At 30.7% G+C, this 26,645-nt stretch carries 25 protein-coding genes and 1 other annotated feature; of the genes, 2 read left to right on the plus strand and 23 right to left on the minus strand.

All coding sequences use genetic code 11. From position 1 onward, the window contains the following. Positions 1 to 96: 96 nt before the first annotated feature. The 18 genes from sigE to ACREVX_RS08395 form a co-directional block, all read right to left on the minus strand. A complete protein-coding gene (sigE, locus tag ACREVX_RS08310) occupies positions 97 to 804 on the minus strand; it encodes an RNA polymerase sporulation sigma factor SigE (protein ID WP_431543708.1) in 708 nt (235 codons plus the stop codon). A 50-nt stretch (positions 805 to 854) separates the two neighbouring features. Continuing rightward, the gene (gene spoIIGA, locus ACREVX_RS08315; RefSeq protein WP_431543709.1) at positions 855 to 1,661 is read right to left on the minus strand and encodes a sigma-E processing peptidase SpoIIGA; all 807 of its coding nucleotides are present in this window, start codon (positions 1,659 to 1,661) and stop codon (positions 855 to 857) included. 285 nt (positions 1,662 to 1,946) lie between these two features. Beyond that, positions 1,947 to 3,038, minus strand: coding sequence for a cell division protein FtsZ (ftsZ, locus tag ACREVX_RS08320; protein WP_431543710.1), 1,092 nt, complete (start codon positions 3,036 to 3,038; stop codon positions 1,947 to 1,949). Between the two features lie 14 nt (positions 3,039 to 3,052). Continuing rightward, complete coding sequence (gene ftsA, locus ACREVX_RS08325; RefSeq protein ID WP_431543711.1) at positions 3,053 to 4,303, minus strand: cell division protein FtsA; 1,251 nt, start codon at positions 4,301 to 4,303, stop codon at positions 3,053 to 3,055. A gap of 346 nt (positions 4,304 to 4,649) precedes the next feature. Further along, positions 4,650 to 5,705 (minus strand): type IV pilus twitching motility protein PilT, encoded by a 1,056-nt coding sequence (locus tag ACREVX_RS08330; protein WP_431543712.1) that lies wholly within the window; start codon positions 5,703 to 5,705, stop codon positions 4,650 to 4,652. 248 nt (positions 5,706 to 5,953) lie between these two features. Further along, a complete protein-coding gene (sigK, locus tag ACREVX_RS08335) occupies positions 5,954 to 6,676 on the minus strand; it encodes an RNA polymerase sporulation sigma factor SigK (protein ID WP_431543775.1) in 723 nt (240 codons plus the stop codon). A gap of 93 nt (positions 6,677 to 6,769) precedes the next feature. Beyond that, complete coding sequence (locus ACREVX_RS08340) at positions 6,770 to 8,497, minus strand: penicillin-binding transpeptidase domain-containing protein (RefSeq protein WP_431543713.1); 1,728 nt, start codon at positions 8,495 to 8,497, stop codon at positions 6,770 to 6,772. Positions 8,498 to 8,558: 61 nt separating this feature from the next. Then, positions 8,559 to 9,194: a uridine kinase gene (gene udk / locus ACREVX_RS08345; RefSeq protein WP_431543714.1), complete on the minus strand. Its 636-nt coding sequence runs from the start codon at positions 9,192 to 9,194 to the stop codon at positions 8,559 to 8,561. After that, entirely contained in the window at positions 9,194 to 10,417 is a 1,224-nt protein-coding gene (locus ACREVX_RS08350) for a peptidase U32 family protein (RefSeq protein ID WP_431543715.1), read from the minus strand. The genes udk and ACREVX_RS08350 overlap by 1 nt, the downstream gene beginning before the upstream one ends. After that, a complete protein-coding gene (locus tag ACREVX_RS08355; protein ID WP_431543716.1) occupies positions 10,414 to 11,094 on the minus strand; it encodes an O-methyltransferase in 681 nt (226 codons plus the stop codon). The genes ACREVX_RS08350 and ACREVX_RS08355 overlap by 4 nt, the downstream gene beginning before the upstream one ends. Before the next feature lie 179 nt (positions 11,095 to 11,273). Next, a complete protein-coding gene (typA, locus tag ACREVX_RS08360; protein ID WP_431543717.1) occupies positions 11,274 to 13,100 on the minus strand; it encodes a translational GTPase TypA in 1,827 nt (608 codons plus the stop codon). A 226-nt stretch (positions 13,101 to 13,326) separates the two neighbouring features. Next, on the minus strand, positions 13,327 to 13,779 hold the full coding sequence (locus ACREVX_RS08365) for a Fur family transcriptional regulator (protein ID WP_431543718.1): 453 nt from the start codon (positions 13,777 to 13,779) through the stop codon (positions 13,327 to 13,329). A gap of 144 nt (positions 13,780 to 13,923) precedes the next feature. After that, a complete protein-coding gene (locus ACREVX_RS08370; protein WP_431543719.1) occupies positions 13,924 to 14,169 on the minus strand; it encodes a DUF1292 domain-containing protein in 246 nt (81 codons plus the stop codon). Positions 14,170 to 14,236: 67 nt separating this feature from the next. Further along, a complete protein-coding gene (gene ruvX / locus ACREVX_RS08375; protein ID WP_431543720.1) occupies positions 14,237 to 14,656 on the minus strand; it encodes a Holliday junction resolvase RuvX in 420 nt (139 codons plus the stop codon). Between the two features lie 72 nt (positions 14,657 to 14,728). Next, a complete protein-coding gene (locus ACREVX_RS08380; protein ID WP_431543721.1) occupies positions 14,729 to 14,986 on the minus strand; it encodes an IreB family regulatory phosphoprotein in 258 nt (85 codons plus the stop codon). A 184-nt stretch (positions 14,987 to 15,170) separates the two neighbouring features. Further along, the gene (gene alaS, locus ACREVX_RS08385) at positions 15,171 to 17,834 is read right to left on the minus strand and encodes an alanine--tRNA ligase (protein WP_431543722.1); all 2,664 of its coding nucleotides are present in this window, start codon (positions 17,832 to 17,834) and stop codon (positions 15,171 to 15,173) included. 69 nt (positions 17,835 to 17,903) lie between these two features. Then, positions 17,904 to 18,086: a binding site (T-box leader), on the minus strand. 112 nt (positions 18,087 to 18,198) lie between these two features. Continuing rightward, entirely contained in the window at positions 18,199 to 19,227 is a 1,029-nt protein-coding gene (locus tag ACREVX_RS08390) for an AI-2E family transporter (RefSeq protein ID WP_431543723.1), read from the minus strand. Next, entirely contained in the window at positions 19,214 to 19,720 is a 507-nt protein-coding gene (locus tag ACREVX_RS08395) for a PRC-barrel domain-containing protein (protein WP_431543724.1), read from the minus strand. The genes ACREVX_RS08390 and ACREVX_RS08395 overlap by 14 nt, the downstream gene beginning before the upstream one ends. A gap of 211 nt (positions 19,721 to 19,931) precedes the next feature. Here ACREVX_RS08395 and nagZ point away from each other — a divergent pair, with 211 nt between their 5' ends. Next, on the plus strand, positions 19,932 to 21,158 hold the full coding sequence (nagZ, locus tag ACREVX_RS08400) for a beta-N-acetylhexosaminidase (protein ID WP_431543725.1): 1,227 nt from the start codon (positions 19,932 to 19,934) through the stop codon (positions 21,156 to 21,158). Between the two features lie 68 nt (positions 21,159 to 21,226). Here the strand turns inward: nagZ and nifU (ACREVX_RS08405) are convergent, their stop codons facing one another. The 5 genes from nifU (ACREVX_RS08405) to ACREVX_RS08425 all read right to left on the minus strand — a co-directional run bounded on the left by nifU (ACREVX_RS08405) (position 21,227) and on the right by ACREVX_RS08425 (position 24,887). Then, positions 21,227 to 21,622, minus strand: a complete 396-nt coding sequence (nifU, locus tag ACREVX_RS08405; RefSeq protein WP_431543776.1) for a Fe-S cluster assembly scaffold protein NifU — start codon at positions 21,620 to 21,622, stop codon at positions 21,227 to 21,229. 129 nt (positions 21,623 to 21,751) lie between these two features. Beyond that, positions 21,752 to 22,828, minus strand: coding sequence for a tRNA 2-thiouridine(34) synthase MnmA (gene mnmA, locus ACREVX_RS08410; RefSeq protein ID WP_431543727.1), 1,077 nt, complete (start codon positions 22,826 to 22,828; stop codon positions 21,752 to 21,754). 11 nt (positions 22,829 to 22,839) lie between these two features. Next, positions 22,840 to 23,268 carry a Fe-S cluster assembly scaffold protein NifU gene (gene nifU / locus ACREVX_RS08415; protein WP_431543728.1) on the minus strand — a complete coding sequence of 143 codons (429 nt, stop codon included), beginning with the start codon at positions 23,266 to 23,268 and terminating at the stop codon, positions 22,840 to 22,842. Between the two features lies 1 nt (position 23,269). Beyond that, the gene (nifS, locus tag ACREVX_RS08420; RefSeq protein ID WP_431543729.1) at positions 23,270 to 24,454 is read right to left on the minus strand and encodes a cysteine desulfurase NifS; all 1,185 of its coding nucleotides are present in this window, start codon (positions 24,452 to 24,454) and stop codon (positions 23,270 to 23,272) included. Next, the gene (locus ACREVX_RS08425) at positions 24,447 to 24,887 is read right to left on the minus strand and encodes an RrF2 family transcriptional regulator (RefSeq protein ID WP_431543730.1); all 441 of its coding nucleotides are present in this window, start codon (positions 24,885 to 24,887) and stop codon (positions 24,447 to 24,449) included. The genes nifS and ACREVX_RS08425 overlap by 8 nt, the downstream gene beginning before the upstream one ends. Positions 24,888 to 25,241: 354 nt before the next feature. Here ACREVX_RS08425 and hisS point away from each other — a divergent pair, with 354 nt between their 5' ends. Continuing rightward, positions 25,242 to 26,558, plus strand: coding sequence for a histidine--tRNA ligase (hisS, locus tag ACREVX_RS08430; protein ID WP_431543731.1), 1,317 nt, complete (start codon positions 25,242 to 25,244; stop codon positions 26,556 to 26,558). The last annotated feature ends 87 nt before the right edge of the window (positions 26,559 to 26,645 follow it).

Consider the following 26,645-nt stretch of genomic DNA (forward strand, 5'->3'; position numbering starts at 1 on the left):
AATAATAATATATTCTTCTATCTATATTATTTATATTCATTAACATTGAAAATATTCTTTGAATTTTTATAAAAAAATAAAAGGGCCCTAAGGACCCTATACCATTTTATTAATTTCTTTTTGGAGTCTTTTTATTATTCTTTTTTCTAGCCTTGATATATAAGATTGTGATATTCCAAGTACATCGGCCACTTCTTTTTGTGTTTTTTCCATTGTTCCATTTAATCCAAATCTTAATTGCACAATTTCCTTTTCGCGTGAATTTAGCCTTTGCATAGCAAGAAAAAGCAATTGTTTATCTACATCTTCTTCAATAATATTGTAAACAACATCATTATCTGTACCTATAATATCAGAAAGTAACAATTCATTACCATCCCAATCTACATTTAAAGGTTCATAAAGAGAAATTTCTGTTTTAATTTTACTATTTCTCCTAAGGTACATTAATATCTCATTTTCAATACATCTTGAAGCATATGTAGCTAGCTTAATTTTTTTTTCAGGATCAAATGTATTAACCGCTTTTATAAGGCCTATTGTTCCTACAGAAATTAAATCTTCAACATTTATCCCTGTATTTTCAAACTTTCTTGCAATATATACTACCAGCCTTAAATTTCTTTCAATTAAAGTAGCTCTTACTTTTTTATCACCTGTATCCAACCTAACAACTAATTCTTCCTCTTCTTCCCTAGTTAAAGGAGGCGGAAGTGCATCATTCCCTCCTATATAAAATAGATTGTTTGAAAATATCTTAAATCTCGCAAATAACTTACTTATCATAACTTTAAAATTAAACATAATTTCCTCCTTATCTATGTTACTCACATATATTGTTTTTTACCAACTTATTAATTAAGTATTCCCCTAGACATTAGTCCATTATAGTCATTATCTTTGCTTAATTTATACTCACAAAAGGCTATAATTACATTTCTTGTTTCAATGTTTTCTTTATCAATATGAATATTAATATACTCTGGTCTGAATCCTACAAATCTGTCTCCTGTACCATTTACTACAGTATAGGGAATAAAGTAAGTATTATTTTTCTCTAGCAATATTTCACTTAAAATATTTCTTTCGACAATTAACACTGGTAAATTAGTAGCAGGCTCGCGCAGCTCGTTTCCGGTATCTAAAAATGCCTTAATAGATTTTTTATAGCTTTTATTCACTATATCTACAGTGTAAATTAATTCCGAGATTTTTTTTCTATCTCCTATGAAAATCATAATTCGATATATCAATACATAAATTATCATTATTGAGAGCATTAATTTTTCATAAGAAAAATTAATTATGATTACATCAAATGACATATCTTTACTATTATTCATTTGAATAAATAAACACATTCCAGCTAAAAGGATTGAATATAATATAAAGATTAGAGAGGCTTTAATATTAAATAAAATGTTCTTCTCCCTAAAAGCAATAAAAATCATCACAATAACTATTAATAATTTAAAAGGTAAATATGTTAAGTACTTAAGTTTTGGATATACAACTGTCAAAACATATAAGCTGCCTATAAAACTTGATATACACATCCAAATAAGTTTTACTCTTTTTCTTAATGTTTGAACTGTAACATGTAATATGAATATATTAACTATAAAATTTACAAGTATTAGAACATCTGCATATACTATCACGTGGTCTTCCTCCTTTAAAAATATTATATATCTTATTGAATCAAAATTTTGTCATTTTTTACCACGTTTTTTTATTTTTATTCTTCTATAAAACGTCATTAGTTTCCATATTATTTTATATATGAACCTAAAAAAAGGCACACCCCCCTTGCAAACTTGTTACGTAACCTAATGCCTCTAAACCAGGCATAGCTTACGCAATTGCATTTAATAGAGAATATGTCCTATTAACAATAAAAATTGTTCTAAACGCAAATAAAGTGCCAAAAGGCACTTTATTACTTGTTATTTACTTTGTCTTCTTAAAAATGCTGGAATTTCTAGATCAGAATCTTCATAATCCTTAGTATATGCAACTTCTTCAATAGGTTTAACTGTTTCTTTTGTTTGGAGCTTTGAGGCAGTTTTACTTTTTACAACGTTGTCGCTTTCAAAACCAGTTGCAATAACTGTTATCCTTATTTCTTCTTTTAGATCTTCATCTATAACTGCACCAAATATAATGTTTGCATCTGGATCAGCAGCGCCTTGTACAATCTCTGCGGCTTCATTTATTTCAAGTAAACCTAGATCCATTCCACCAGTAATATTTAAAAGTACACCTGTAGCCCCAACTATAGAAGTCTCCAGTAATGGGCTTGAAATAGCTTGTTTCGCTGCCTCTTGAGCTCTATTATCACCTGAAGCTCTACCAACACCCATATGAGCAAGACCTTTAGCAAGCATAATTGTTCTAACATCTGCAAAATCAAGATTTACAAGACCTGGTATAGTAATCAAATCAGATATACCTTGGATACCTTGTCTTAAAACATCATCTGCCATTTTAAAAGAATCCATCAATGTAGTTTTTTTATCTACCATAGTAAGTAATCTTTCATTTGGTATTGTTACCAAAGTGTCCACTGTTTCTTTAAGTGTTTTTATTCCTATTTCAGCATTAATCATTCTTTTTCTGCCTTCAAAAGGGAAAGGTTTAGTTACTACCCCTACAGTAAGTATTCCCATAGATTTAGCAATTTCTGCTACCACTGGTGCGGCACCAGTACCTGTACCACCACCCATTCCTGCAGTAATAAATACCATATCCGCTCCTTTTATTGCTTGAGAAATTTCTTCCTTACTTTCTTCCGCTGCCTTCATACCTATTTCTGGATTAGCTCCTGCTCCTAGCCCTTTGGTTAGTTTATCACCAATTTGAATTTTTTGAACAGCATGAGAAAGAATTAATGCCTGCTTGTCTGTATTTATAGCTATAAACTCTACATTTTTAAGTCCTTCCACAATCATCCTGTTTATAGCATTGTTTCCTCCACCACCACACCCAATTACCTTGATTTGAGCAAATTCCTGAATATCAACATCAAAATCTAGCACAACAATACCTCCTTTTAGAAAAAATCTGCAAAAAAGCCCTTAACTTTTGATGCAATTCCATTTTTTCCTTTTATATTTTGTTCTTTTGAATATTTGTTATCATATAAATGTTCATCTGTTTTTTCAAATGAACTATTACTAGTTTTAAGATTATTAATAGCTTGTAAAACTATCCCTACAGCTGTAACATATAGTGGGCTTGCTGTCCCTACATATTCTGGCGAACCTACTCTTACAGGCTTATTTAGTATATCCTTGCTTAGATCATTAATACCTCTAAACAGAGATATACCTCCACCAACTATTACAACACCAGAAATTTCTTTGTAAAAATCACTATTCAACAAATTTCTTTTAATTAACTGTAACAATTCTTCTACTCTAGCGTTAATTATATCAACTACCAAATTGTTATCAATCTCCATTAAATTGTCATAAGAATCTTTAACTCTGATTTTTGCATCTTCTTCTTTACCTCTAACTAAACTTCCATATTTAAGTTTTACTCTTTCGCCTTCACTAAAAGGAACTTTAAGACAAACAGATATATCGTTTGAAATACTGTCTCCCCCCAATTGAATAATAGAAGTATGTTTTAATTTTCCATTCTTGTAAATAGATATATCAATAGTCTGAGCTCCAACATCTACAAGCGCAATACCCATGTCTTTTTCTTCTTTTCTAAGTACTGCCTCAGATATTGCTGTCGGTCCAAGTACTATTCCATTAACTTTAATTCCAGCTCTTTTAACACTTTTAAGCAAATTACTAACTACTGTGGTTTGTGCCATTACAACTTGTCCTTCTACTTCTAGCCTTACCCCACTCATCCCTCTAGGATCTTTAATATTGTCATATCCATCAACTATATATTGCTCTGGCTCAACTCCGACTATTTCTTTATCTGATGGAACTGAGATAAGTTTAGTTGCTTCAATAGCCCTGTTTACGTCACTTTGTTTTATTTCTCTATCTTCAGAAGATATCGCAATCATTCCTGTATTTCTTACAAGTTCACAAATTCCTCCAGGCAATGATATATACCCCTCACTTATTTGTGAATCTGTCATACGCTCTAATTGTGTTACACATTGCTTAATAGCTTCAGCTGTGCTATCAATATCTATTACAACTGATTTATTTAAACCACTACATTCCACTGATGTAATGCCTATAATCTGAAGTTTTCCATTACTACTAACTTTACCAACTGCTCCGCATATTTTTGATGATCCTAAATCAATTCCCACTATTTGTTCATTCATTAAGTTTATCCCTCCTCGTACGAGAAACCTTAAGTGTATATATTCAACAAAAAAATAAATTTTCCTTTTATTTGAACAGTTTTTTTTATAAATTTTTTATAAATTTAAATTAATTCAAATTTTGTTTAAAATTAAATACATTTAATTGTATATTTGCAGATATATATAAACTTATTTTCAAATTAGTAAATTACATTAAAGTTATATATTAAAAAATAACTTGTCCTACTATACTAGTATAATAGCAATATATAGAAAAAGCAATGTTAGATGTTAGGTAAATTTTCTGAAATGTCGTTAAAATAAAGCTAAAAGCCATATTACTTCTATGCTTTTACTTAAAATTTTAAAGTGACAACATTCTTACCATCATTTCATTATCAACCGAGTAAGTCATTGCTTCATCTTTAGAAATAATTCCTTTTTTATATAACTCTGCAATTGACATATCCATAGTTTTCATGCCGTATTTACCTCCAGTCTGAACACATGACTGTAACTGATGTGTTTTACCTTCACGAATGAGGTTTTGTATTGCTGGCGTTGAAATCATTACTTCAAGTGCCGCAACTCTTCCTCCCTCATCTATCTTTTGTATTAATTGTTGAGAAACTATCCCCTGCATAACTGCTGCTAATTGAACTTTGATTTGTTGTTGCTGGTATGGTGGAAACACATCTACTATTCTGTCTACTGTTTTAGCTGCACCAATAGTATGTAAAGTTGAGAAAACCAAATGTCCAGTTTCAGCCGCAGTAATAGCAATAGAAATCGTTTCAAGATCTCTCATTTCACCTACTAATATAACATCTGGATCTTCTCTGAGGATAGCTCTTAAAGCATTTTTATAATTTTTACTATCTTTTCCTATTTCTCTTTGGTTTATAATAGATTTATTATGTTTGTGCAAATATTCTATTGGGTCCTCAAGTGTTATAATATTACAGGCTCTAGTCGAATTAATTTCATTAACCATAGCAGCTAGAGTTGTACTTTTACCACTACCTGTAGGCCCAGTTACTAAAACTAACCCTCTTTGCTTAGTAGTAAGTGTTCTAACGACCTCTGGGAGTTCAAGTTCTTTAAGTGTAGGTATTTTTAGTGCAACTGCTCTAATAGCTATAGTATCGCTTCCCCTTTGCTTATAAACATTAACTCTAAATCTCCCAAGACCACCTATAGAATAAGAAGTATCAATTTCTCCAACTTCATAGTACTGGTCATAAGAGTCCATTAAAATTTCTCTAGAGTATTTTTCTGTGTCAATTGGAGTTAGTTTATCTTTTCCTAGTTGTATCAATTGTCCGTTAACTCTAATAACTGGTACTGATCCAACAGTTAGGTGTAAATCTGATGCCTGTTGCTCTGTTGTCATTTTTAGTAATTCACTAAGAGGTATCATTATTGGGCCCCCTGTTCTTTTAATGATGTTTTCAAAATATAATTGGCAAATCTAACCTTGATGTTAGTATTATCTTGCCATTTCTATTAGTAGAACATCTTCTTCACCTGTCACTTTAACATTGATCTCTAATTATTATAATTTAAGATATACAAATTATATTTCATGAAATATTTTGTATGTTTAAATAAAATTGTTTAAAGACCTATATTTAACCTAATGGTGTATAATTTACAATTATATCATAGTTATTGCAATTTATTAAAACTATTTAATCTATTTTTATTTGAACTATTTAATTCCTTATTAAGCTTCTTTAATGCCCTCTTTTCAATTCTAGAAACATAGGATCTAGAAATCCCTAAAATCAGTGCAATTTCTCTCTGAGTTCTAGGGTTACCATCAAGCAATCCATATCGCATTTGAATAATTATTTTTTCTCTATCAATTAACGATTCATTTATTTTATTATAAAGCCTTTTAATTTGTATTTTACTTTCAACTATATCAATAATAGAATCTTCATCACTACTTAACACATCCATTAACGATATCTCATTTCCTTCTTTATCTATACCAATAGGATCCTGCAGATAAACTTCACCTTTTGTTTTCTTATTATTCCTAATAAGCATAAGTATCTCATTTTCTATGCACCTTGCAGCATATGTGGCAAGTCTTGTTCCCTTCCCAGCATCAAATGAATCAATTGCTTTAATGAGCCCCACAGTCCCAATAGATATTAAGTCATCTACATCTTTCCCCGGATAGGAATATTTTTTTACTATATGTGCAACCAGTCTTAAGTTTCGTTCAACTAATACGTGTTTAGCTAATAAATCCCCTTCTGCTAATTTTATTAAATAAAATTTCTCTTCGTCCTCATTTAATGGCTGAGGAAATGAACTACTACCAGTTATATAAGCTGTTAAAAATGTAACGTTTACAATCATATCCAATAAACAATTCATGAAAAACACAGGTGTTCCTCCTAATAGAGCTTATTAATATAATATGATTTAATTCAATAAAAGTGCCTGTACATAGAAAATAATTAATTAAAACTATTTTGAATCTTCAATAGATCTAAGGGCATTAACTACTTTTTTAAATATTGGAGCGGCAGTATCTCCTCCACCTTCACTACCTTTACCTTCCACTTTATTTATATCAATGTCTTTTACCAATACAACCATAGAATAATTTATATCATTTATTGTGAAAAAGCCAACAAACCATCCATCAGAAAATTCCACTTTATTCTCGAAATATTGAGTAGTGCCTGTTTTACCACCTATATTCATCCCTTCTATAATAGCTTGTGTTCCTGTACCATCGTTTACTACATCTATCATATCAGATTTAACCTCTTGCGCAGTTACGGTTTTCAACACTCTCGAAGTTTTCGGAGTAAAACTTTCTACTATTTCGTTATTGTCATTTACGTATGCATCTATTATACTTGGCTGTACATATAATCCATCATTAATAATAGTATTTGGGATACTGAGTGCTTCTAAAGGAGTTGTTCTCATCTTCTGACCTATTGCCGCTTGATGTATAATATTATCTACACTTGATAAATTAACATCTTTATCAAATTTACCACTTTCTTCTTGTTGTAAATTTAGTACTTTACTAAACATTCCTTGCTTATTTGCATAATCATACATATTTTCAAATCCAATATTGTTACCTATTTGAGCAAATATGTTATTTAAAGAATCCTTAAGTGCCTCTCCTACTGTAAATTGAGTCTTGCCTTCGTAGCTATGGTTATCTCCTGTGAATATATTAGGGTTTACTGTAGTTATCTTATTTTTTGTTATTAAATTTGTGTCAAGCCCAGCTTGTTCAACAATAACCTTGAAAATTGATCCAGGCAAAGTGCCACCAGTGCCTGGCATTCCTAAATTTACATTATAATCACTATCATCCTTTAGTGACATCGCTCTTATTTTCCCACTGCTACTCTCCATTAATACAACACCAATTTGCCCATATTTTTCATATTCTTTCTCATGAAGGATATCTTCAACTTTATCTTGGATTTGTTTATTTAGCGTAAGCCTTACATTAATATTGTTTGTAGGCTGAATAATGGTACCGTTATCTATTTCGCCATTAACCCCTTTATTAAATCTAATTTTTTCGAATTGATTATTTTTAATTTTGTTGTATAATTGCATTTCCAAAGAATTATCATTTTTTGATGTAGATTTGAATAAACCATCGCTTACATCCACTTTATCGTATTTTGTATTGATTAATACATTTATAATATTTTGATTCTTATTATTTATTACATCATTAGATTCAAAAGTATAAAATCCTTTTACTTTTTTAATGTCTTTAAGCTTATTATAGGTAACCTCATCAATTTTATATCTTATCTTATCGCCATTACCATTTGATTTAATCTTTTCCAAGTCATAGTTTTTATTATAGTTTCTTAAAGTAATAATCAAAGTTTGCATGTCATATTTGCTTGTGTATTCATTAAACCTTATATAATCAACCGGATCAATGATGGCATAATAATTTGTAACATGATCTAAAAGATCTACCCCTCTAGAATCAATTAACTTATATTGCTGGCCATATTTTTCATCTATTGTATACTGCGCGTTAAACATAGTTTTGAGTGGCGCCGCATTAAAATACATGTAGTTTGCTATTCTCCAAATCAAAATACCAAATAACAACGTAATTATACCCATTATTATCCATATTCTCTTTTTAGCTCTGCTCTTTTGATTTGAGTAACCAAATATATTATTTCCATTATACATAAAAAACACCTCACCTAGACTAATTCTCGCCTAAAATGAGATGTTTTATACTGTGCTGTTGTTATTTTTGTCTATGTTGTCTCTGCAGTATCTGGCTTATATTTGCTGTAATTATATCTATAGCTACCTTATTATGTCCACCCTCAGGTATAATAAGGTTCGCATGTCTTTTGGTAGGTTCAGTAAATTGTTCATGCATTGGTTTAACAACATTTAAATATTGATTAATAACAGATTCCGTTGTCCTACCCCTCTCGTTAATGTCCCTAGTAAGTCTCCTTATAAATCTCACGTCTGCATCAGTATCCACATATATTTTTATATTAAGCATATCCCTAAGGACCTTTTCTTCGAGTACAAGAATCCCTTCAAATATAATAATTTCTTTTGGCATTACAGTCACTGTTTCTTTCATTCTATTATGTAATTCAAAATCATATATAGGTTTTTCAATACGTTGACCTTGCATAAGAAGATTAAGGTGTTTAATTAAAAGCGAATTGTCAAAAGCATCCGGATGATCATAGTTTGTTTTTATTCGCTGGTCATAAGAAAGGTGGCTTTGATCTTTATAATAGGAATCTTGTTCAATCATTGCAATACAAGTATCCCCAAACTGTTTATAAATTTCTCTAGCTATTGTACTTTTACCTGAACCCGTTCCACCAGTTATCCCTATTAAAATTGGCCGATCCACTACTGCTTGTCCTTAGATTTTATAAGGATATCATTTGCACGTAGTTCCAATTTAACATTTACAGTAAATAACATCTGAGCACATGGAGCAGACTCTATAATCTCTCCCTTAGAATTTCTCATGTCATTAAGAGTAATTAAAACATTATCTCCAACAGGTCTTAATACTTCAACGATATCATCCTGGTATACTTTATTTCTTTGTTCTATTAATGCGGTATTATTTTCCTCGTTATATTCTCGTACAATTCCAATTATGTCATAATTCCTAATATATGAAGAAGATTCATATATCTGTTTGTTTGGATCTCCAAAATAAAATCCAGTATAATATTGCCTGTGACTAGGTTTTAATAGATTATCCATCCATTTTTGCTGAAATTTATAATTTGTTGGATCCTCTATATAGGTATCCACAGCCTCTCTATAGGACTTACACACTGATGCAACATAGTATGAGCTTTTCATTCTTCCCTCTATCTTAAAGGATGATATCCCTGCTTGCATAAGCTCTGGTATATGTTCTATCATGTTTAGGTCCTTTGAATTCATTATGTAAGTACCTTTATCATCTTCAATTATAGGGAAATATTCTCCATCCCTTTTCTCTTCCACTAAGAAATATTTATATCTGCATGGTTGAGCACATTGTCCACGATTTGCATCTCTACCTGTCATGTAATTAGACATAAGGCATCTTCCCGAATAGGACATACACATAGATCCATGAACAAAAGCCTCAAGCTCGCATGTGTCCGGTAATTTCTCTCTAATTTTTCTAATTTCGCCTAGAGATAATTCTCTTGCTAGAACAATTCTTTTAACTCCTTGTTTATGCCAAAAAATAGCTGATTTATAATTAACGTTATTAGCTTGGGTACTTAAATGGATTTCTAAGTTCGGCACAACTTCTCTAGCCGTCATGATTATCCCTGGATCAGACACAATTATTGCATCCGCACCTAGCTCGTATACCTCTTTCAGATAATCTTCTAATCCGTTTAAATCTTCATTGTGAGGAAATACATTTAAAGTTACGTATACCTTTTTACCCTTTAAATGTGCATAATCTATACCTTCTTTTAATTGCTCAGTTGTGAAATTATCCGCAAAAGCTCTTAAATTTAATTTACTTCCACCTAAATAAACAGCGTCTGCGCCAAAATTTATAGCTGCTTTTAATTTTTCCAAATTACCTGCTGGTGCTAATATTTCTGGTTTCATAGATTCCTTTCCTCCTCTCTAGTGTTAACCGTTGACTTTCTTACCGTAACTGAGATGCCATCCCCCATAGGTATTACAGAGGTTATAAGATTATCATTATTTGATACTAATTCTAGATAACTTTTCATACGTTTTATAATAGTAATTTTTCTATGTGTTGCGAGCTCTTTTGATGCAACCATTCCTCTAAAAAGCACATTATCAGCGATAAGAACTCCTTCTTTTTTTAAGAGCCTTAGGCAATGTGGTAGAAAATGATTGTAGTGTGCTTTGCCAGCATCCATAAAAATCATATCATATTCATCTTTAAGATTCTCTAATATTTCAAGGCAATCGCCTTCTAAAATAGTAATTTTATTTTCCATCCCATATTTTTCTATATTAGCCTTTGCAATTTCTATCATTTTCTCGTCTCGCTCAATAGATGTTATTATATTTTGACCACCAGAAGCTAGATTCATTAATATTGATGAATAACCTATTGCAGTACCAAGTTCTAAAATCTTTTTTGGCTTATTCATAGTTATCATCAGTTCTAAAAATTTAGCAGTTTCCTTTTGTACTATAGGAACTCTATTTTCAATAGCATAAACTTCTAAATCTTTTATAATACCATTATTACTTGGTATAAGCTCTCTTAAATATTGCTCCATATAATCATATGTTACCCCACTCATTTAATTGCCTCCAAAATTAATAACACAAGTTAATTAAAATCCTTGCGCTTCATCTTTATACTAATATGAATTAAAATTCTTTTATATTAAAAAACTATCTAACATTAAAAAAGAAAACCATCTAAATTAATTTTCCGGTTTTCTTTCTCATTAATAAAATTATTTACTTTTTATTTTATCTACTTCTTTTTGCCACCGGCTCTTTTTCTTTCACCAGAGTCTAATAGTCTTTTTCTCATTCTAATATTTAGAGGAGTAATTTCAACTAGCTCATCTATAGATATAAATTCTAAGCACTGCTCTAGTGTCATAGGTTTTACTGGAACTAATTTTGGTGATTCATCTGCTCCTGAAGATCTAGTGTTTGTTAATTGTTTCTTTCTACAAACATTTATTTCCATGTCTCCACTTCTTGAACATTCTCCAACAATCATTCCAGCATATACAGGTACTCCTGGCTCTAAGAAAAGTGTACCACGATCTTGAGCATTAAATAATCCGTAAGTTATAGTTTCTCCACCTTCAAATACAATAAGTGATCCTCTACTTCTATCTGGGATTTCTCCTTTATACTTATCGTAACCATCTAGAACGTGATTCATTATACCATTACCTTTGGTATCAGTCATAAGTTCACTTCTAAACCCAATCAATCCTCTTGATGGTACTTTAAATTCTAATCTAGTATACCCGTTTATAGCAGAAGTCATATTAACCATCTCTGCTTTTCTAGGTCCCATTTTTTCCATTACAACACCCATAAATTCTTCTGGAACGTCAATTGTAAGAAGCTCAATTGGCTCAGTTTTATGACCATTTTCCTCTTTATATATAACATTTGCTTTTGATACTTGGAATTCATATCCTTCACGTCTCATAGTTTCAATTAGAACTGAAAGATGAAGTTCTCCTCTTCCACTTACTTCAAAACCATCTGCTTCTTCAGCTTCTACTACTCTTAAACTAACGTTTGTTTCAAGTTCTTTCATAAGTCTATCTCTTATGTGTCTTGATGTTACAAAAGTTCCTTCTTGACCTGCAAAAGGAGAATTATTAACCATGAAATTCATAGTTAGTGTAGGCTCATCAATTTCAACGAATGGAAGTGCCTCTGGCTCAAGCACATTAGCTATTGTTTCACCAATATTAATGTTTGGAATACCAGAAACTGCTACTATATCACCAAGCATTGCTTCTTCAGTTTCTACTCTCTTAAGTCCATCATAAACGAAAAGAGCTGAAACTTTAACGTTGCTTATTGATCCATCTTTAGCTATAAGTGCAACTTGTTCATTTCTTTTGATTGATCCTCTTGAAATCTTTCCTATTCCAATTTTCCCAACATACTCATTATAATCAATAGTTGAAATAAGCATTTGAAGTGGCATATCTAGATATCCTTCTGGTGCTTTTACATTCTTTACTATAGAATCAAATAATGGTTCCATGTTGTCACTTACATCCTCAACTTCAAATTTTGCAAACCCTTCTCTAGCAGAAGCATATACCACCGCAAAATCTAATTGTTCATCATCTGCTCCAAGTTCAACAAATAAGTCAAAGACTTCATCAAGAACTTCAGTTGGACGAGCATCTTTTCTATCAATTTTGTTTATAACAACGATAGGTCTAAGGTCTAATTCTAATGCTTTCTTTAACACAAATTTAGTTTGTGGCATTGGACCTTCATATGCATCAACTACAAGAAGTACACTATCAACCATCTTAAGTACGCGTTCAACTTCTCCACCAAAATCAGCATGTCCAGGAGTATCAACTATATTTATTTTAATTCCATTATGCATTACTGCAGTATTTTTAGAAAGAATTGTTATTCCTCTTTCTTTCTCTAAATCATTTGAATCCATTACTCTCTCTTGTACTTTTTCATTTTCTCTAAAAATATTGCTTTCTTTAAGTAAACAATCCACTAGTGTTGTCTTGCCGTGATCTACGTGGGCAATTATTGCTATATTTCTAACATCATTTCTTGTAAATAAGTTCATATTAATCCTCCAATTTTTTTTTCGTAAGTTTGCACATTTTACACAAACAAAAATTGGATACGTCTTGAAGTATCCAATTTTCGCAATTACTATACTTATATTAATATTATCTTGCAAAAAAGTCAACTGTGTCTATTACACATTACAACGAAATCATATACTTAACTTAATTTTATCCTTTCGTTATAATCTAAATATTGCTTATGAATGCAGCTTAAATTATCAATTATTTACTTGCACACACATCGCAAACACCATAGAATTTCAAACTATGATCTTCAATCTTGAAATTATATTTCTTTTCAACGATTGATTCTAGTTCTTCAAGTAAGTCTCCCTCAACCTCGAGTACTTTACCACAGCGATTACATATCAAGTGGTGATGTTGATGACGCTCATCTTCATGATTAAGTTCATATCTACTGCAGCCATCATCTAAATCCAGCTTTCGAATAACACCCATTTCTTCTAAAAGTTGAACTGTCCTATAAATTGTAGCAAGCCCTATTTCTGGACAGTCAATTTTAACCAAGTCATATAGTTCTTCAGCAGTAAGATGACTACCTTCACTCTTAATTATACCATTTAAAATAGCTCTCCTTTGTGGAGTTAGCTTATATCCCTCTTGTTTCAAAGTTTCTTTTAAACTCTCAACGCTTTCTGGAGATACCTTTGACATGTAATTACCCCTTTTCTACAACTATCATTTGGCCATCAGTATAAATTATGTTTACTATATGTATAGTCTAATACTTTATTACACAGTTGTCAATTGATAATCATTTAGTTTTAAGAAAATAGGTTAATTAGCCTAATTTTCGACCTATGAAATTGCTTCATAAGCCTCTGAAATCATTTCAAATTCTTCATCATCATCTATTGTAACTAAAATATCATTTCCCTCTACATCCTTATCAACTCTTAACGCAATTGCATCAATATCCTCTTCTCCAGTTGGTGCAACGATAACATATTCCTTATCTTCGATATCTAGTTTTGTTATCACATCAAATTCTATCTCATTTCCCTCTTCGTCATTTAATAGTATTGTTTCAACATTATTATCCATTGTCTCTCCTTTAAATCATATTATTGTATACATTTCTATTTTAATTTAAGTGCTATAGTTATTGGATTTATAGATGTGTACCTAAACTATCTAAATAACCTTGCAAAATAAATGTAGCAGCAATTTTATCTACAATTTTTTTTCGTTTTGCCCTTGATAAGTCACCCTCTAGCATTACTCTATTGGCAGCTACAGTAGTTAATCTTTCATCCCACATTTTTATTTCTAAATTCAATGTTTTTAAAAGTACCTCACAAAACCTTTGAACTTTTTCGCCTTGCGGTCCTATAGTACCATTCATATTTTTAGGAAGCCCTGCAACAATACTTTCTACATCATATTTCTTACATATTTTTGAAATTTCTTCGATATCTAAAACCACACTTTTTCTTTTTACAGTCGTTATTCCTTGTGCTGTTAATCCTAATGGGTCACATACAGCAACACCTATTGTTCTATCTCCAATATCTAAACCTATTATTCTCATTTATATACTCCTTTAAAAATAACCTAATTAATATGTAACATGACCTTAAAAAATAAAATGCCCTAGGGCATTTTATTTTTTAATATCTAGATAAGATTTCAATACTTCTTCTAATATTTCATCCCGCTCTAGTTTCCTTACAAGTGCTCTAGCTCCATTGTAGTTCGTTATATATGTTGGGTCTCCAGAAATTAAATACCCTACCATTTGATTGACTGGGTTATAGCCCTTTTTAATAAGTGAATTATATACGTCAGTCAAAATAGTTTTTGTTAAATCTTTTTTATCTTTTACAAAATCAAATTGGACTGTATTTTGATCAATATCCATTGCATATACACCTTCCCTTATAATACGATAAATAATGTAATTTACTCGACTTAGGTGAACTAAAAAATTACTTGCTAACATAATACAGCTTTTTTAGTTACAATAACTTACATAACTACATACTAACGATAATTAAATTACTTATTACTACTTATATTATAAAACAACTATTGCAAAAAGTATACTATTTTACTGATTTTTCGATTATAGAACATACATTTTCTATTGCTTGTTCTAATTTTTCTGGTTTTTTCCCACCTGCCTCTGCCATATCAGGTCTACCGCCACCGCCGCCGCCAACAATTTTTGCAACTTCCTTAATTATTTTTCCACAGTGTATTCCTTTATCTATTGCGGACTTAGATGCCATTGCAATTAATTGAACTTTGCCATCTACTTGGCTTCCAACAACAACAACACCATCACCGAGTTTACCGCGAAGTTTGTCAGCTAGTTCTCTTAGAGTATCTCCACTCATATCTAATACATAACCACAAATTACTTTAACACCTTTAACCTCGCGAATATTACCTAACATATCATCTACAAAAGATGTAGCTAATTTCCCCTGTAATAATATTATTTCCTTTTCTTTGTCTTTTAATTCATCTATTTGGACTTGTAATCTATTGACTATGTCTTTTTCAGAACATTTTAATGTAGTAAAAATATCTTTTAATAAATTATCTTTTTCTTCTATATATTTTATTGAGTTAACACTTGTAATAGCTTCAATTCTCCTGACCCCAGCTGCTACCCCAGTTTCAGATAAAATTTTAAATAATCCAATTTCACCCGTGTTTCTAACATGAGTACCTCCACATAGTTCCTTGCTAAAGTCACCTACAGAGATTACTCTAACATCATTTTGGTACTTTTCATCAAATAATGCTATAGCTCCACTTTCCTTAGCTTTTTCTATGGTCATAACCTTAGTTTCAACATTACAAACTTTCATAATATTTTCATTTACAATCTGCTGGACTTTAATAATTTCTTCATCACTAAGCGCAGAAAAATGAGTAAAGTCAAATCTCAATTTTTCGTCATTTACGTAAGAACCTGATTGATGAACATGATCACCTAAAACCATTTTTAATCCTTCTTGTAACATATGAGTCGCAGTATGGTTTTTGCAAATCTCAGATCTTCTATAAGCATCAACTTTAAGTGTTACTATTTCACCCTCAAGAAGTGAGCCTTCGGTAATTTTAACAAAATGCACAACTTTACCTGAGGCACTCTTTTGACAATCGTAAATTATACCTTTAAAATTTTCATTAAATATCTCACCCTTATCTGAAGTTTGACCTCCCATTTCTGCATAAAAAGGTGTAACTTCTGTTACAATAATTCCTTTTTCTCCTTTTGAAAGTTGCGAAGTCAGTTCTTGGTCATTAATTAGAACGATAACCTTAGATTCTAATTGCAGTTTAACATATCCGTCAAATTTAGTTTCTATATTTTTAGGAACTAAATCAAGTACATTTACTCCGCTGCCCATATAGTTTGAAGTACCTCTAGCAGCTCTTGCTCTTTCCCTTTGGCTTTGCATCTCACTATTAAATCCTTCTAAATCAATCCCAATACCAGCATCGCTTAATATCTCCTGCGTAACTTCATATGGAAATCCATAGGTATCATATAATTTAAATGCTTTGTCTCCACTTAATATTTTGTTTTTATTGCTCTGAAGTTCTTCATTTTTTTCAATTTCATTCATATATATTTTTAGAATATCCATTCCTGAATCTAAAGTTTCTAAAAATCTTTCCTCTTCAATTTTTATAACTTTTCTGATATATGATGCTTTTTCTTTAAGTTCCGGGTACGCTATGGACGAATTTTCAATAACGGTATTACAAAGTTCATTCAAAAAGGTGTCTTTAATTCCAAGCAACCTACCATGCCTTGCTGCTCTCCTTAGTAGACGCCTAAGTACATAACCTCTTCCCTCATTCGATGGAAGTACACCATCACTTATCATAAAGGTTGTGCTTCTAATATGATCCGTTATAATTCTAAGGGATATATCTTTAGTGCGGCTTTCTCCACATTTCACTCCGGAAATCGTAGAAACTTCTTCTAAAATATTTTTTATAGTATCTACTTCAAAAATGCTATTTGTGCCTTGCATTATTGATGCTATTCTTTCAAGACCCATTCCTGTATCTATATTAGGATTCTTTAATTTGTTATAATTATCAAACTCATCCTTATTAAATTGTGTAAATACTAAATTCCAAAATTCTATTACCCTATCCTCATTTCCTGCTTTAATAAATTCCTTCTCAGTGTTTATTTGCCCAAGTTCTACTTGCCTATCAAAATGAATTTCTGAACTTGGTCCACAAGGTCCTTGTCCTATTTCCCAAAAATTATCTTCTTTTCCTAACCTAAAAATACGTGCTGGATCAATATCAGTATTTTCACTCCAAATGTTAAAAGCTTCATCATCCTCAATATATATAGTTACATATAAATTTTCCTTTGGTATATTTAAACTTTCTGTTATGTATTCCCAAGCCCATGGAATGATTTCTTTTTTAAAATAATCTCCAAAAGAAAAATTCCCAAGCATCTCAAAAAAAGTGCCATGCCTTGATGTCTTTCCTACATTCTCTATATCTCCAGTTCTAATACATTTTTGACAATTGGTTATTCTAGTACTGGGCGGCGTTTGAATTCCTGTGAAATATGGCTTAAGTGGCTGCATACCAGCATTTACAAGTAATAAACTCTTATCGTTTTTAGGTACTAAAGGAAAACTCTCTAATCTAAGATGTTCTTTACTCTCAAAAAACTTTAAGAAGGATTCTCTAATTTCATTTAATCCTAATTTTTCCATAATATCTCCTCCAACTATTTATAATAATTTCCATGTTTAAAAATATAAAAAAACCTTCACTTCCCTAAAACAAGGGACGAAAGTTTTCCGCGTTACCACCCTAATTATATAACAATATAATTAATTACATTGTTATATCTCTCAATAAAAAAGGTTCAAAGACAGCTTCAATATATCACTCAAGAAGTTTTCACCATCCACTTCCTCTCTAAATGAATAAATATACTTACTATTTCTTATCATTACCTAGTATTAACTTATATTTTTTTTACAAAACATAGTATAGTTTAATACATCATATAAATTATAAGTAAAAATATATTTGTTGTCAACAATAATGAGTATATTACTTGTTTTTATATAATCAAAATAAATAATAGTTTAAATCCTCATAAATAACTTTAACCACAACTCCCAGTGGCACGGCGAGTATCATCCCTAAAATACCGTAAGCTGCGCCTCCTATCATCAATAATAATATTACTGTTAACGGATGCATACTAATACTTTCTCCAATTATTTTTGGAGATAATATACTTCCTTCAATTTGTTGAAGTGCAAACAACCACAAAGCAACATATAGAGCAGTTTTAGGAGAATCTAAGAGTGCTACTAAAATTATAGGTATTACCCCAAATATAGGCCCAAAATAAGGTATTATATTAAAAATTCCATTTATTAATGAAAGTATCAATGGAAAATCTATTTTTATAAATATTAATATAAGAAAGGTAGCAATTGTGATAATTCCACATAGAATAAGTTGACTTAAAATATATCGTCCTAATACCTTATCTATATCTACTATTATTTTTTTTACTACATTTCTGCTCTCTGGTGGGAAAACTATTAAAGCCTTATTTATCATATTTTCACTATCGCATAAAAAATAATAGATAATTAACGGAGCAACCATGTAAGTTAATATATTTTCGCCAAGACCCATGATAGAGTCAAGTATTTTATTAAATATTATAAGTATTTGTGTATTTGATTTGTAATATATGGTATTAATGATACTGCTCATTACTTTATTTGAACTTAATACCTTTACTTTCTTATTTGCATTTTCTAGATAATTCCCCAAATCATATAATGCGTTGTTAATATGCAAACTCTCCCTAAATATTGATGGAATTACAACTATGAAGGTTAATAATATTAAAGTTAATAACACAAAAATTATTAGAGAGGATGCAACTTTTTTATTTACTCCTTTTCTTATTAAGAGCATATAAAGAGGCTTTAGTATATATGACACAATAAAAGAAACGAAAATTAAATTTGTTAATTGTTTTACAATAGGTATTCTTATTGATACAAAAAATATTACTGCAAAAGTTAAAATACAAACCATACTTATAACTAACTTTTTTTTGCTAATTTTTTTCATTAGCTTTCCCCTCTACAAAAAAGTTATGTGGCATACTTTTAAAAGAATATTCATTGAGTCTAGGGGTGTAAAGAAGATTCTCTTCTCCAAGTATTAGTTCGCTTATAAGCATTATCCTTTTTCCTCTAATTAAATTTGTAACGAATCCGGATGAAATTATAACCCCTTTTATTTTAAATGTATCACATGTAAAAGTAATATCCTCCACCATTCCAAATACGTTGCTTGATTTATCTATTACGTCCATATTAATAAAACTATGTAGACACAGGTGTTTATCTTTCCCCACCTTTTTGACTACCATATTCTTATTAAAATATATGATATCTTCTTTTAAAACAATTAAATTTCTATGAAAAAATTTATATGGCGATATTAAGAATCCAATTACATTTCCTTCATTAAAATCTACTAGTAAATCTCTTATAAATCCAATTTTTGTACCCTGCGCGCTTACGACATCCATAAATATAAAATCCTTGCTTTTAAACATATTATCTCCTACATTAAAAATATATTATTCTTATTTGTAGTTATGCTTTCCAATCAAGCCTTAAATTATTACATAAATTTAATATATATAAGTAGCTATTCGTTCTATTGCTTATATATATATTAAATAGTATAGTTATCTAATAAATTCACTTTCATAAATCCTTGTTTACTTTATTTATTTTTTAAAAAGAAAGCGGTGAAATTTAATAATGCAAAAATTAACTATATCTATGTTTATTACCTTTGTTTTACTTCTAACTGGCTGCAAAAACGTGAATTCAAACATTAAACCTATTGCCATTCCAAAACCAAATACCAATGCAACTAAACCCCAAGTTGAAACAATTGATATACTCAAAACTAAAATTAATGCCATGAGCATAGATGAAAAAATTGGTCAGCTTGTAATTGTTGGACTTGATGGATTCGCACCGGATGTTAATATTACTAATTTAATTAAAGTACATAAGATTGGTGGGGTTATTTTATTTGGAAATAATATTAAAGATTCAAATCAATTAGTCAAACTAACTAATTCCTTCAAAACTATAAATTCCCAAAATAAAATACCATTATTTATTTCTGTAGATGAAGAAGGTGGTCGAGTATCAAGAATGCCAGGCGAAATTAAAAAACTACCTTCAAATCAAGTTATAGGAAAAACTAATGATGGTGACCTAAGTTATAATATTGGAAAAGTTATTGGAGAAGAACTTAAATTATTTGGATTTAATATGAATTTTGCTCCTGTTTTAGACATAAACAGTAACCCTAATAATTCTGTAATAGGAGATAGATCCTTTGGAAATAACCCAGCAATTGTCACTAAATTAGGTATTAAAACGATGAAGGGCATATCATATAGTAATATAATTCCCGTGATAAAGCACTTTCCTGGACATGGAGACACGGCAGTTGATTCCCATGTAGGACTTCCCGTAGTGAATAAAGATTTGAAGTCACTTAGTAGCTTCGAACTAGAACCTTTTAAAGAGGCTATGAAAAATAACGCAGATACCATTATGGTCGCCCATATAGTACTTAATAAAATAGATCCCGTTTATCCATCAAGTATGTCAAAATCCGTTATAACGGATATATTAAGGAAATCTTTGAATTTTTCTGGAGTAGTTATAACAGATGATATGACAATGGGAGCCATTATGAAAAATTATAAAATTGGTGACGCTGCTGTTAAATCTATAAACGCAGGAAGTGATATCGTCCTCGTATGTCATGGATTCAACAATGAGTTAGAAGTAATTAATTCGCTAAAAGCTGCACTTAATAATAATGTCATATCGGAAAGCAGGATAGATAAGAGTGTATATAGAATTCTAAAACTCAAAGAAAAGTACGGTATTAATAATGTAACAGTAAGTCCAGTAAATATTTTTAATCTTAATGATAAAATTGAAAACTTATTTAGCAAATAAGTTTAAATAAAACTACATTTATTAGTAAATTAGTAATTCTATTAATGATGCAGTTTTATTAAATGTATTTATTTTAAATTACTCTTCCAAGGTTCAAGTAGTTGTGACTTTCTATAATTGTTTATTGCATTATGTATAGTTTGCTCAGCAAGTACAGAGCAATGCTCTTTTAAAGCCGGTAATCCTTCTAGTGCTTCAATTACAGACTTATTAGTTAGATTCCATCCTTCCTCTAACGTTTTCCCCTTTATAAGCTCTGTAGCAATGCTAGACGATGCAATAGCTGAGCCACAACCAAAAGCCTTGAACTTAACACTTTTTATTATATTATTCTCAACCTTTATATAAATTTTCATTATATCGCCGCACTTAGGATCGCCTGCCTCTCCTATACCATTTGCATCACCTAATATACCCATATTTCTAGGGCTGTAAAAATGTTCCATAACTTTATCGCTGTACATCATAATTTATCTCCTCTTAATACATAATTGATATTTTGATTTTTATAAAAAGGAGGGATATCTAGTTTCTTAACTAGATATCCCTCTGCTTTTATGTTCTATTAAAGTAGCTTCATCTCTAATATATATTTATAAAATTTTCTCTATTATTCCTCCACCCACTACTAAGTTATCTAAATAGAAAACTACTGATTGACCTTTGGTTATAGCTCTTTGTTTCTCATCAAAAACAACTTTTACCCTGTCAATTCCTATTGGAATTAAAGTTGCTGCTTGAGGCCTTGCCGAATATCTTATCTTAGCCGTTATTCTTAAATTTGACTCTAGTTTATCAAATATTATAAAATTCAAGTCTTTTGCTATTAGTCCTGTTTTAAAGATATCCTCCTCATCTCCTACTACTACTTGGTTAGTTTGAGGATTAATATCATTAACATAAACAGGTTTTCCAACTGCCATTCCTAGGCCCTTACGCTGCCCTATAGTATAGTACACTATTCCTTTATGCCTGCCCATAACCTTTCCCTCTTTATCAACAAAGTTTCCTGGCTTTATTTCCCTGCCACTATACTTTTTAATATAAGCTCCATGATCATTATCAGGTATAAAACAAATTTCTTGGCTATCCCTTTTTTTAAAAACTTCTAGTCCTATTCTCTCTGCAATATTACGTATCTCAGGTTTTGAATAGTCCCCACAAGGCATTAAAGTGTGACTCAGTTGCTCTTGTGTTAAAGTATATAGAGCATAAGTTTGATCTTTCCAGTCATCTTCTGATTTCTTAAGTAAATATCTATCTTCTTCTTTTTCAATTTTAGCATAATGACCTGTAGCAATATAATCAGCTCCAAGGGCCTTCGCCTTTCTTAAAAATTCTTCAAACTTTATCTTTTTATTACAGACAATACAAGGATTAGGTGTTCTACCGTCCATGTACTCATCAATAAAGTTATCAATAACATTTGTTTTAAAAACATCTTTAAAATTCATTACATAAAACGGTATGTCTAACACATCAGCAACTCGTCTTGCGTCATTTGCTGCCGAAATAGAACAACATCCGCCTTCGTTTTCTTCATAATCAGGGTTGTCAGGTGAAAGTTTCATCATAATTCCTATAACTTCATAACCTTTTTCTTTCAAAAGATATGCAGCTACAGAGCTATCTACCCCACCACTCATTCCAATAACTACTTTTTTTTTCATTTATTAATCACCTATTCTCCGTGTACTTCACCATGTATATCGTCATGTTCTACAAAATCCCATGCTTCAAGTCCAGCCTTAATTCTATAATCATTTATCGCTTTGTGAATAGCTTCTTCAGCAAGCACTGAACAATGCATTTTTATTGGTGGAAGTCCATCTAACGCTTCAGCCACAGCTACATTTGTAAGTATCCATGCCTCTTCTATAGATTTACCTTTAATTAGTTCTGTTGCCATACTTGATGATGCTATAGCTGATCCACAACCAAATGTCTTAAATTTTGCGTCAACAACTATATTATCTTCTACTTTTAAATAGACTTTCATTATATCTCCACATCTAGCGTTACCAACTTCTCCAACTCCGCTAGCATCTATAATTTCTCCTACATTTCTTGGATTTGTAAAATGATCCATAACTTTTTCACTGTACATCATATTATTTTTCCCCTTTCTTTAAGAAGTCATCCCATAATGGTGACATATCTCTTAATCTTTGAATAACCTTTGGTACATTTTCTAATACATAATCTACTTCTTCCTCAGTTGTCTCATCGCCTAATGATAATCTTAATGAACCATGAGCAATTTCATGTTCAAGACCTATTGCAAGTAACACATGTGATGGATCCAAAGAACCAGATGTACATGCACTTCCACTAGAAGCCGCAATACCTTTTGCATCTAACATTAATAATATAGACTCACCTTCTACAAATCTGAAACAGATGTTTGAATTACCTGGAAGTCTTTTTTCACCTATTGGACCATTTAGTCTTGTATAAGGTACTTTTAACAACCCATTCATAAGTTTATCTCTTAAAAAAACTAGTTTTTTATTGTTTTCCAACATATTTTGCGATGCAAGTTCAAGTGCTTTACCGATTCCAACTATACCAGCAACATTTTCTGTACCGCCTCTTCTATTTCTTTCTTGTCCACCGCCATGTATTAAATTATCTATCTTAACACCTTTTTTTATATATAAAGCTCCTATGCCTTTAGGACCATAAAATTTATGTCCAGCAAGAGACAATAAATCTATATTCATTTCTTTTACGTCTACTGGAATATGCCCTACTGCTTGAACTGCATCTGTATGGAAAAGCACATTTTTACTTCTGCATAATGCTCCTATTTCTTTTATTGGCTGTATTGTTCCGATTTCATTATTAGCAAACATTATTGTTACTAAAATAGTTTTATCTGTAATTGCATTTTCTAAATCCTTTAAGCTAATAAATCCTAACTCGTCAACAGGTAGATAAGTGATTTCGAATCCATTCTTAGCTAAGTATTCACAAGTATGTAATACTGCATGATGTTCAATTGCTGTTGTTATTATATGATTACCTTTTTTCTTATAAGCCGAAGCTATTCCTTTAATAGCCCAATTATCTGATTCAGAGCCACCACCAGTAAAATAAATTTCACTTTCATTTGCATTTATTGCTTTTGCTACTTTTGTTCTTCCAATATCAACAGCTTTTTTAGTTTCTCTTGCCAAAGTGTAAATTGAAGAAGGATTACCATAATAAGTTGTAAAATAAGGCATCATTTCTTCCACTACTTCAGGTTTTGTATAAGTAGTTGCAGCATGGTCCATGTATATTGATTTATTCATTATCTTTCACTCCTTTAATTAACGTCATTTCATTATAATCATCAACAATATCCTTCAGATTTATTGAAGTTGTTACGCTATCTATACTATTTTTTAATTTCTTCCATAATAATCTGGTAGCACAACAATCAATATTATTACATGCTTCATCTTCAAGGCAAGTAGAAATTTCAATTGGTCCTTCAAGTACATTAATAACATCATATATAGTTATTTCTTCTGGCTTTCTATTAAGTATATAACCGCCCTGAGAACCTCTTACACTTTTAATAAGTTTAGCACGTCTTAGAGATGAAAATAATTGTTCTAAATAATATTCTGAAATATTTTGTCTCTCCGATATACTTTTTATAGATACAGGTTGTTCTCCATAATTTATTGCTAAATCTACCATGGCTTTAACCCCATATCTTCCCTTCGTAGATAATTTCAAATAATCACTCCTTCAAAGTAGAGTGTTTTACTATACTTTCTAAATTAATAATATCAACTCCTAGTAATCTTGTCAAGTATAAATAATGTTATTTCCACAACTATTAGACCTTCTTAAACAAAATTTCTAATATTTTCATTAATAATCTGCATTTATATCCATAATGCTCCACACTATACATTTAGTGAAGTACTAAGTTGCAGCTGCGCAGGAGATGATTTAACATCCTAAATAAATATCTCCTTGAAATATTTCGGTATATATAGTATAATTTATAAAATACTTTGGATGCGTATTACCCAAGTAGGTACCCACTTACATTGGGTTTTTATATTTTTATAGGAGGTATCAGAAATGAATAACGAAATCGTAAAACCATCAATACTACCTGGATTTATGGAACTATTACCAGCAGATCAAATTCAGTTCAACAAATTATCAGATATAATAAGGGAAACTTATGAAAGCTTTGGATTTATGCCTATAGATACACCCGTAATTGAGAAATCTGAAATTCTCCTTGCAAAAGGAGGCGGAGAAACAGAAAAACAAATTTATAGATTTTTAAAGGGAACTACTGATTTATCTCTTAGATTTGATTTAACCGTTCCACTTGCAAGGTATGTGGCTCAAAATTTCAGTAGCTTAACTTTTCCATTTAAAAGATACCAAATTGGAAAAGTATACAGAGGAGAGCGCAACCAAAAAGGACGCTTTCGTGAATTTTATCAATGTGATATTGATATTGTTGGGCACAATGAATTAAGTATTTTGAACGATGCACAAATACCGAGTATTATTTACGCTATGTTTAGTAATCTTGGCTTTAAGGATTTTACCATAAAAATAAATAACAGAAAATTACTTCACGGTTTTTTTGAAGCTTTAGAAATTAAAGATGGAGCAGATGTTTTAAGGACTATTGATAAAATAGATAAAATCGGAAAATTAACTGCCACCGAAGAATTATTAACTAGCGGATTAACTAATGAAGTTGTAACTAAAATTTTTGAATTTATTGATATAGGTGGAACTAACCAGGAGATTTTATCACAATTAAATGATTTAAACATCATTAATGATAACTTTACAACTGGCTTAAGCGAGCTTTCGACAGTTGTAAACTATGTGAAATTATTTGGTGTTCCCAATTCTAATATTAAAATAGAACTTAAAATTTCTAGAGGTCTAGACTACTATACAGGCATGGTTTATGAAACATTCTTAGATGATTACCCATCTATCGGTTCTGTATGCTCTGGTGGTCGTTATGATAATTTAGCAGAGTATTATACAAAACAAAAATTACCAGGTGTAGGTATTTCCATTGGACTTACTAGATTATTTTATCAACTTAATGAAGTCGGCTTCTTTAAAAATGATACTTCAACTTGTATAACAAAAGCATTGGTTATTCCACAGGGTAATAATATGGATTATGCTATTTCCTTTGCAAAAGATTTAAGGGATAAGGGTGTAATTACAGAAATATACCTGGAGGAATCTAAAATGGCAAAGAAACTTGGTTATGCAAATAAATTAGGTATCCCATTTGCAATTTTTATTGGTGATACAGAATATCAAAATAAAACAGCTACTGTTAAAAACATGTTAACAGGATTACAAACAACTGTTGATTTTGACGGCGTTTATGAAATAATTATTGCCTAGATTTCTCTTTAAAAAGGTCATATATTTTAACGAATATATGACCTTTTTTGTAATTCAGTTATAATTATTATCAAACTTATTGATTTT

The sequence above is a fragment of the Clostridium sp. genome (assembly GCF_050717545.1).
Classification (GTDB): domain Bacteria; phylum Bacillota; class Clostridia; order Clostridiales; family Clostridiaceae; genus Clostridium_AD.

What these genes read in the sequence shown, in the direction of transcription:
- sigE (WP_431543708.1), bottom strand. Translation starts at nt 804, where the DNA reads ATGTTTAATTTTAAAGTTATGATAAGTAAGTTATTTGCGAGATTTAAG.
- ftsA (WP_431543711.1), bottom strand. Translation starts at nt 4,303, where the DNA reads ATGAATGAACAAATAGTGGGAATTGATTTAGGATCATCAAAAATATGC.
- ACREVX_RS08330 (WP_431543712.1), bottom strand. Translation starts at nt 5,705, where the DNA reads ATGATACCTCTTAGTGAATTACTAAAAATGACAACAGAGCAACAGGCA.
- sigK (WP_431543775.1), bottom strand. Translation starts at nt 6,676, where the DNA reads ATGAATTGTTTATTGGATATGATTGTAAACGTTACATTTTTAACAGCT.
- ACREVX_RS08340 (WP_431543713.1), bottom strand. Translation starts at nt 8,497, where the DNA reads ATGTATAATGGAAATAATATATTTGGTTACTCAAATCAAAAGAGCAGA.
- ACREVX_RS08350 (WP_431543715.1), bottom strand. Translation starts at nt 10,417, where the DNA reads ATGAAACCAGAAATATTAGCACCAGCAGGTAATTTGGAAAAATTAAAA.
- ACREVX_RS08355 (WP_431543716.1), bottom strand. Translation starts at nt 11,094, where the DNA reads ATGAGTGGGGTAACATATGATTATATGGAGCAATATTTAAGAGAGCTT.
- typA (WP_431543717.1), bottom strand. Translation starts at nt 13,100, where the DNA reads ATGAACTTATTTACAAGAAATGATGTTAGAAATATAGCAATAATTGCC.
- ACREVX_RS08365 (WP_431543718.1), bottom strand. Translation starts at nt 13,779, where the DNA reads ATGTCAAAGGTATCTCCAGAAAGCGTTGAGAGTTTAAAAGAAACTTTG.
- ACREVX_RS08370 (WP_431543719.1), bottom strand. Translation starts at nt 14,169, where the DNA reads ATGGATAATAATGTTGAAACAATACTATTAAATGACGAAGAGGGAAAT.
- ruvX (WP_431543720.1), bottom strand. Translation starts at nt 14,656, where the DNA reads ATGAGAATAATAGGTTTAGATATTGGAGATAGAACAATAGGTGTTGCT.
- ACREVX_RS08380 (WP_431543721.1), bottom strand. Translation starts at nt 14,986, where the DNA reads ATGGATATTGATCAAAATACAGTCCAATTTGATTTTGTAAAAGATAAA.
- alaS (WP_431543722.1), bottom strand. Translation starts at nt 17,834, where the DNA reads ATGGAAAAATTAGGATTAAATGAAATTAGAGAATCCTTCTTAAAGTTT.
- ACREVX_RS08390 (WP_431543723.1), bottom strand. Translation starts at nt 19,227, where the DNA reads ATGAAAAAAATTAGCAAAAAAAAGTTAGTTATAAGTATGGTTTGTATT.
- ACREVX_RS08395 (WP_431543724.1), bottom strand. Translation starts at nt 19,720, where the DNA reads ATGTTTAAAAGCAAGGATTTTATATTTATGGATGTCGTAAGCGCGCAG.
- nagZ (WP_431543725.1), top strand. Translation starts at nt 19,932, where the DNA reads ATGCAAAAATTAACTATATCTATGTTTATTACCTTTGTTTTACTTCTA.
- nifU (WP_431543776.1), bottom strand. Translation starts at nt 21,622, where the DNA reads ATGTACAGCGATAAAGTTATGGAACATTTTTACAGCCCTAGAAATATG.
- mnmA (WP_431543727.1), bottom strand. Translation starts at nt 22,828, where the DNA reads ATGAAAAAAAAAGTAGTTATTGGAATGAGTGGTGGGGTAGATAGCTCT.
- nifU (WP_431543728.1), bottom strand. Translation starts at nt 23,268, where the DNA reads ATGATGTACAGTGAAAAAGTTATGGATCATTTTACAAATCCAAGAAAT.
- nifS (WP_431543729.1), bottom strand. Translation starts at nt 24,454, where the DNA reads ATGAATAAATCAATATACATGGACCATGCTGCAACTACTTATACAAAA.
- hisS (WP_431543731.1), top strand. Translation starts at nt 25,242, where the DNA reads ATGAATAACGAAATCGTAAAACCATCAATACTACCTGGATTTATGGAA.